General features: G+C 39.9%; 8 protein-coding genes. 7 read left to right on the top strand and 1 reads right to left on the bottom strand.

Annotated elements, in window-relative coordinates; all coding sequences use genetic code 11:
• Positions 1-401, bottom strand: a 401-nt coding sequence (locus tag BMW71_RS23415; protein ID WP_177179603.1) for a transposase, incomplete at its 3' end; no start/stop codon positions are given.
• A gap of 244 nt (positions 402-645) precedes the next feature.
• Here BMW71_RS23415 and BMW71_RS23410 point away from each other — a divergent pair.
• The 7 genes from BMW71_RS23410 (at position 646) to ltrA (ending at position 7,026) form a co-directional block, all read left to right on the top strand.
• Positions 646-1,368 carry a hypothetical protein gene (locus tag BMW71_RS23410; protein WP_143057747.1) on the top strand — a complete coding sequence of 241 codons (723 nt, stop codon included), beginning with the start codon at positions 646-648 and terminating at the stop codon, positions 1,366-1,368.
• Between the two features lie 14 nt (positions 1,369-1,382).
• On the top strand, positions 1,383-2,171 hold the full coding sequence (locus tag BMW71_RS23405; protein WP_092178967.1) for a sterol desaturase family protein: 789 nt from the start codon (positions 1,383-1,385) through the stop codon (positions 2,169-2,171).
• A gap of 118 nt (positions 2,172-2,289) precedes the next feature.
• On the top strand, positions 2,290-2,877 hold the full coding sequence (locus BMW71_RS23400; protein ID WP_092178966.1) for a Crp/Fnr family transcriptional regulator: 588 nt from the start codon (positions 2,290-2,292) through the stop codon (positions 2,875-2,877).
• 75 nt (positions 2,878-2,952) lie between these two features.
• Positions 2,953-3,807 (top strand): alpha/beta hydrolase, encoded by an 855-nt coding sequence (locus BMW71_RS23395; protein ID WP_218145631.1) that lies wholly within the window; start codon positions 2,953-2,955, stop codon positions 3,805-3,807.
• Positions 3,808-3,961: 154 nt separating this feature from the next.
• The gene (locus BMW71_RS23390; RefSeq protein WP_092178965.1) at positions 3,962-4,432 is read left to right on the top strand and encodes a DUF1801 domain-containing protein; all 471 of its coding nucleotides are present in this window, start codon (positions 3,962-3,964) and stop codon (positions 4,430-4,432) included.
• A gap of 143 nt (positions 4,433-4,575) precedes the next feature.
• Positions 4,576-5,175: a DUF6624 domain-containing protein gene (locus tag BMW71_RS23385; protein WP_092178964.1), complete on the top strand. Its 600-nt coding sequence runs from the start codon at positions 4,576-4,578 to the stop codon at positions 5,173-5,175.
• A gap of 585 nt (positions 5,176-5,760) precedes the next feature.
• Positions 5,761-7,026: a group II intron reverse transcriptase/maturase gene (ltrA, locus tag BMW71_RS23375; protein WP_244891296.1), complete on the top strand. Its 1,266-nt coding sequence runs from the start codon at positions 5,761-5,763 to the stop codon at positions 7,024-7,026.
• Positions 7,027-7,119 lie beyond the last annotated feature (93 nt).

Below are 7,119 nucleotides of genomic sequence, written 5' to 3'. Positions count from 1 at the left end.
TCTGTATCATACATCTCAGAAATATGATCCTGAATATCCCGCAGGCTGTTACCTAAACCGTACATGGCGATGATTTGCTTCTCAAGATTGTCCGCCAGGATACGTTGGCGCTTTTCAATAATCTGAGGCTGGAAGCTGCTATGCCGATCTTGAGGGGTCTCAATTTCGACTTCTCCATGGCTGCTCTTCACAGTCTTCCGGCCCTTCCCATTACGCTTATTTCCAACCTCACGGCCAGACTCATCGCTGCTCAGATGCCCTTCCATCTCTGCTTCAAGAGCCTCTTCCAAAAACTCCTTCAGCATGGGAGTAAAGGCTCCGCCTTTGCCAAAAAGTGGCTCTCCATTCTTAAACTGTCTTAATGCTTTCTCTTTTAGGTTTTCTTTTTCTTCTGTGCTCATGTCTACTACTTATAAAATTTAAAACTAAATTCCAAGCTTAGACAGAGTTGAGATTACAGTCTCGCTGGTCATACACCTTTTGTAATGAATGAAGCTCAAATGGATGTTACCATTAATTTTGTGCGTGATTTTCTTTTTGGTATTGTTCAATAACCAAAACCCTTAATTTTCTTAACTTTTGTTAACGTCATAGGCGAAACTCCGAGAATATATTTGCCCTATGTTTAATCTTAAAATATTTAAAATGAAAAAATCAAAAATCTTATTTGCACTTGTCATTGGTTTAGCTATGTTTTCGTGTAGCGATGACGATGACAATTCAATGGTTGAAACTCAAGCCATCACCGAAGAAGAAGCTGTAGAAATTGTTGAAAAATCCTTAGCTGAAGAATCCGCAGGTTTAGAAGAAACAACCTACGAATATGCAAAAACATATGGAGAGGAAATTTCATTAAATGTTCAATGCAACCAACCTGTAACCGATAGTTATATGTACTCGTATAATGGTACTTTGGTTCAGGCATCATATGATTTTAATTGGGACTTTACTATAACCTGTAATGCGTTGAATGTGCCTCAATCCGCAACGTTTAATTCTTCAGGAAGTGGTACCTACACCACGCCACGTATAGAGTCTGACGATTCCTCAACTTTTATGGCAACCGTTACGGGATTACAACCTACTTCATCAGTTTTAACTTATAATGCCACTTTTGAGCGCGTTGGTACACAGCAACTCACCACCAACCAAACTACAAGAACTGTTACTTCTGACTTTGATGCAACTTTGGTTGATTTGGTTGTAGGTAAATCAGATTATGAAGTTGATTCTGGCACAGGTACTTTTACGCTAACCGGCTCTACAAATCAAGGTAACTTCTCATATAATGGAAGTATTGTATTTAATGGAAATCAAACCGCTACGCTTACCATAAACGGTAACCAATATACCATTGACTTGAACTAATAAATAAGAAGCAAATGAGTTTTTGGAATCCTATTTTAGTGAATGTTGTTAGATATGCATTTATAGCAGGTATTGCTTTTGTAGTATTTTACAAGTGGTTTCCTAACTATTTTCAGAAAAGTAAAATTCAAACTAAATTAGCAAAAACCAAAGATTTCATCAGAGAGATTTCACATTCGGCACAGACCACAGTCGTTATTGCTGTGGTTTCTGTGTTGGTATTTTCGACACCTTTATCTAAATACACACAAGTTTATTTCAATCTAAATGAAAAATCCTTATGGTGGATTCCTGTAAGTATTGTTTTAATGCTTATTATTCACGACACATATTTTTATTGGATGCATAGAGCTATACATCTTCCTAAATTATTCAAACACATTCATTTGGTACATCATAAATCTACCAATCCAACGCCTTTAGCATCTTATTCTTTTCATATTTATGAAAGTATTTTAGAAGGATTGATAGCACCCATTTTATTGCTTTTATTACCCTTACACCCATTATCCTTGCTTATTTTTTCATTCATTTCCTTTATATTTAATGTGTATGGGCATTTGGGTTATGAAATTACCCCCAAATGGTTCAGAAAATCTGTATTATTTGAGATTTTTATCACCTCTACACACCACAACATTCACCACTCAAAATTCAAAGGAAACTATGGCTTATATTTCCGCTTTTGGGACAGAATAATGAAAACGGAACATCAAGATTATGTGGAGGATTTTGATAAAATACAACATAGGCGATTTAACAAAGAATTAAGGCCAGTTGCTAACAAGGTGTATAAGCAATAGCGGGTTTCGGGCAAAACCCAAAAGTAAGTGCATAAAATTTGCTACATTTATAACCGGAAAAGTAGTGCATTAAAAACCGCTACTGCTCATGCACTAGACCGTTGTATATCATTAGGAAATGAGGAATACTGAAATACTAAAAGCTACCTTTAAAGACTTCGCTGGTATGTCAGAAGAAGCCTTTGATTTATCTTCAAACTTCTGGCACGAAAAGTCCTTTAAGAAAGGAGAGCTATTCAATGACTATAGGAACGTGTGCAAAGAGCTTGGATTCATTGTTGAAGGCATTTTTCGGTCGTATATTATTGATTATAAATCTGGGGAAGACAAAAATATATTCTTCTTTTCTCAAAATGGATTTGTAACGGCTTATAAAAGCTTCGTGAGGCAAATTCCTTGCGAATATTATACAGAAGCATTAACTGATGCCCATATCATTTGTATTAACATTTTCGATCTCCAAAATCTCTATAGGCAATCCCACGAATGGGAACGCTTTGGGCGACTAACTGCTGAGATGGCAGCAAACATTGTCATTGAGCGAACGGAAAGCTTCTTGCTGAAATCTCCAGAAGAGCGTTATTTAGAACTTATCAAAACACATCCCGAGCTCAACGATAATGTTCCTTTGTATCACATCTCCTCTTATCTGGGCATACAAGGCCCTTCCCTCAGCAGAATAAGAAAAAGAATCGCAGGCAGGTAGTGATTTTAACCTGGGTTAAAGAAATCCTCTATCTCGTTTTTGAACTTTGCCTTGTAATCAAAAACAAGCAAAGAAATGAAAAAATTAAGTCTCCTTTTAGTGATTGCTCTTGCGACCACACTACAAACATTTTCACAAACAAAATCAGAAAGTAAAATGAACTACACAATCGAATCTAAAACGATCGTATTTATTCACGGACTCTTCGTTACCAACGAAAGCTGGATAGAATGGGAAGCATTCTTTCAGGAAAGAGGGTACACTACCCATGCACCGGAAAATCCTGGACATGAAGGAACTCCTTCTGAGCTAAAGAACAACACACCGGATAGTTTAGGGTATGTCACTTTTACGGATTGGGTGAACAAAATGGAAGCCTTTATCGCCACCTTACCCGAAAAGCCTATCCTTATCGGGCACTCTATGGGAGCATTGGTCGCGCAGAAGTTAGTTGAGAAGGAATTGGCCGAAGCTGCAGTGGTCATCAGCAGTGCGCCACCAAAAGGCGTCATTACCTTGAAGCCAAGCTTTGCGAAGTCGAACTTGGGTGTATTGAACCCTTTCAAAGGCAATTCGGTGTTTTATCCTACGAAAAAATGGTTCCACTATTCATTTACGAACACCTTGTCGAGAGAAGAATCTGATAAGATCTTTGATGAGTTCGTGGTACCGGAGAGCAGAAATATTCCTCGAGAGACGCTAAAGAAAGCAGGTAAGATTGACTTCAAAAAGTCGCATGCACCGATGCTCTTTGTCTCTGGAAAAGAGGATCACATCGTCCCTGTTTCTTTGAACAAGACCAACTTCAAGCGATACAAGGATGAAAACAGTGTAAGAGAACACAAAATCTTTGAAGGACGTGATCATTTCATTGTAGGAGAAGAAGGTTGGGAAGAAGTAGCGAACTATGTTTATAATTGGTTAAAATAAACGATATACAACATAGTGTATAAGCAATAGCGGTTTGAGTGTATACTTGAACCGTTTTTGCTTTTTTATAAGTATATTGCTATTTGACAGTTTAGTGGTTTAAAATCCGCTTCTGCTCATACACTAACCGTTATGGGCAAGCTAAAAAAGTGAAATGAAAACTAATCCACTACTTATAAAATTCATAGAGCCTTATGATGAGCAAATTCAAAGCTTGGTGTTGGAGTTACGAAATTTTGTTACTGATTTGGTGCCACAAGCAAACGAATTGATTTATGACAATTATAATGCTGTGTCAATGGGCTACTCTAAATCAGAAAAACTTAAAGACGCATTTTGTCATATTGCGGTCTATTCTGGTCACGTAAATTTTGGATTTAATCGTGGAGCGGAACTAACAAAAAAGGAGGTTAAGCTGAATGGAAATGGAAAATTAATAAGGCACATAGCAGTAAAGGACATCAAATCTTTCCCAAAGCAAGAGATTACAAGAATGATTTGGGAAGCTGTCGAAATTTCAGAAAAAATGAATCCTGAATTGATTAATGAAAATAAGAAACCGAAAAGTATAGTAATGTCCATATCTGAAAAAAAGAATCGGCCAAATAAAAAAGCCAGCAGGTAACATCGGCTGTAACACAAGCCTCCTAACTACTTAAATATGAATTTAATTCAACTAACTAAACATACCGTAGTCGGACATGAAAGCGTTATTAAAATACCTCGCTTAACATATCATAGCCGTTGAACGTGACACAACCAACAGAAATGAACTATGAAGAAATAGCTGAAATAATTATTGGACTGAAGAATGCAGATTTGGAGTTTCGTGACAAACTTATTCAAGGCGGATTGCTAAGCGAAGATTATAATGAGAAAATGGCAAGTTTACACTGCAGAAACGCAAAAATATTAGATAAAATAATCGACAATATCGGCTATCCAACTGTTGAAAAAGTAGGCAAAGAAGCGAGCGAAGCAGCTTGGTTAGTTATTCAACATTCTATCGGACAACCTTATTTTATGAAAAAATCTGCTGAGTTACTCAAAGTAGCCGTTAACGAAAACAAAGCAGACCTAAAAAGTTTTGCATATTTGAGTGACCGAATAGCCGTTTTTGAAGGAAAGCCACAACTCTACGGTACTCAATTTGATTGGGACGAAAATGGAGAAATGAGTCCTAATCAATATGATGATATAGCAAAGGTCAATCAAAGGAGAAAGTCCATTGGTCTTAACACGCTTGAAGAGCAAAGTCAGATTATGATAGAAAGAGTGAAAAATGAAAATCAACACCCACCAAAAGACTTTAAAAAAAGAAAACGGGAATATAACAAGTGGAGAAAATCTGTAGGATGGATAAAATAAAACAAGCCCATAACACTGTATAAGCGTAATGCGGACTAAATTGCTAAAGATAAACGATTTTGATATTAACAAGCATAAGACTAAACCGAAAGTGAAGTGCTTCTAATCCCGCACTACGCTTATGTGTGCCGAGAAGCAGTGAATCGGCAATATTAATTTCGCTGCATGCTGTAAATGAGATGATGGAACCGACCCATCGGAGTTGCTTTATAGGAAGGGGCTTCAAACCACCCAAGGGTGCTATAGCCGTGGTACTGAGCGTTTGGGAAAAGATTCCGCCAAGAGTGGGATCCGGTATGGGTAGAGGAGACGAACTTACCGTAACCGCTGAAGAGGTGTCGAGAAAGTGCCACATTCTGTCAAAAGCCGTAAAGGTAAGCATACGGTGATAAATACGGAGGGAACCTACTTACTGTCCGTATGGCAGGCGTCATTCAGGCGGCGTGAACTCTATCCGGGCTTATTTACGGAACTCGGGAATCCCGATAAAATCGGGAGGCGGACTTGCCCTTAGTAACGAGGATTGTTCTGTAACGGGACAGGAGTGAAGGGGCAGGGTTATACAGTCCCATTACATTGACCAACTTGAAAGACAGGATGAATTTATGGAATGAGACAAGAACAGTACCGATCAGTCGGGAAATGGTATGGAACGCCTACCTGAAAGTCAAGGCAAACGGTAAGAGTGCGGGTGTGGATGAAGTCAGCATGGATTCGTTCAATGCGGACAGAACCAAACACCTGTATAAACTCTGGAACCGCATGGCATCGGGGAGCTACTTCCCACCGGCAGTCAGAGAATCGGAAATCCCGAAGAAGGACGGAAAAGTCCGGAAATTGGGCATACCGACTATAAGTGACAGGGTGGGGCAGATGGTGGTCAAGGATTATCTGGAACCCAGGTTGGAAAAGTTGTTCAGTGACAGTTCGTATGGCTATCGACCCCACAGGAATGCCCATCAGGCATTGGAATCTGTAAGGTCTAACTGCCACAGACTGGACTGGGTGATCGATTTGGACATCAAGGGGTTCTTTGATAACATTGACCACGGCAAGCTGATGCAGGCCTTAGAGAAGCATGTCCCTGAAAAATGGGTTTTGCTTTACATAACGAGGTGGCTCGAAGCTCCAGTCGAGAAAACTTCGGGGGATCTGGTGGAAAAGCAGGGAAAAGGGACACCGCAGGGAGGAGTAGTTAGCCCGTTGTTGTCCAATCTGTTTCTACACTACGCCCTTGACAGATGGCTGGAAAATACCGACAAGACAGTAAAATTCGCAAGATATGCCGATGATGCGATACTGCACTGCAATGACAAAGCCCATGCTGAACGGACTCTGAAAGCTGTCAGAGAAAGGATGGCTGACTGCGGATTGAAACTCCACCCCGATAAGACAAAGACAGTCTACTGTAAGGATTATCGGAGGAGGATGAAGGGAGAAAATGTCAAGTTTGATTTTCTTGGCTATTCCTTCCAACCCCGCACCACCCGTTCACGGAAGACAGGTAAACTATTTCTTGGGTTTGACTGTGCCATTAGCATAGGCTCAAGAAAGCGGATAGCTGACAAGCTGGAGGAGTTGGATATAGTGAACATGAGTTGTAGGAGCATAGTGGGAATAGCAAAAATCCTGAATCCTATGATTCGGGGTTGGGTAAACTATTATGCCAGATTCAGAGGCTACGAACTCTCAAAAGTTTTCCAGTTATTAAGGAGGCGTTTAGTAAGGTGGGCAAGAAAACGGTACAAGCGATACAAGACTAGCCTTAACCGGGCATTCAGGTGGTTAGACAGGGTAAGGGTGCAATTCCCAACCCTATTTTACCACTGGCAGGTGGGCTACTCTTGTTAGTAAAGTTCTGTATAACAGGAGCCGTATGATGGGAGACTATCACGTCCGGTTCTGGGAGAGGCTCGGGGTGAAATTCCCCTTGCCTACTCGACA

The organism is Cyclobacterium xiamenense (genome assembly GCF_900109255.1).
GTDB lineage: Bacteria > Bacteroidota > Bacteroidia > Cytophagales > Cyclobacteriaceae > Cyclobacterium > Cyclobacterium xiamenense.
This window is presented reverse-complemented; position numbering and strand designations above follow the sequence as displayed.

Bases quoted from the DNA above. Each gene is read 5' to 3' on its own strand.
- BMW71_RS23385 (WP_092178964.1), top strand. From the start codon at position 4,576: ATGAACTATGAAGAAATAGCTGAAATAATTATTGGACTGAAGAATGCA.
- BMW71_RS23390 (WP_092178965.1), top strand. From the start codon at position 3,962: ATGAAAACTAATCCACTACTTATAAAATTCATAGAGCCTTATGATGAG.
- BMW71_RS23405 (WP_092178967.1), top strand. From the start codon at position 1,383: ATGAGTTTTTGGAATCCTATTTTAGTGAATGTTGTTAGATATGCATTT.
- BMW71_RS23410 (WP_143057747.1), top strand. From the start codon at position 646: ATGAAAAAATCAAAAATCTTATTTGCACTTGTCATTGGTTTAGCTATG.
- BMW71_RS23400 (WP_092178966.1), top strand. From the start codon at position 2,290: ATGAGGAATACTGAAATACTAAAAGCTACCTTTAAAGACTTCGCTGGT.
- BMW71_RS23395 (WP_218145631.1), top strand. From the start codon at position 2,953: ATGAAAAAATTAAGTCTCCTTTTAGTGATTGCTCTTGCGACCACACTA.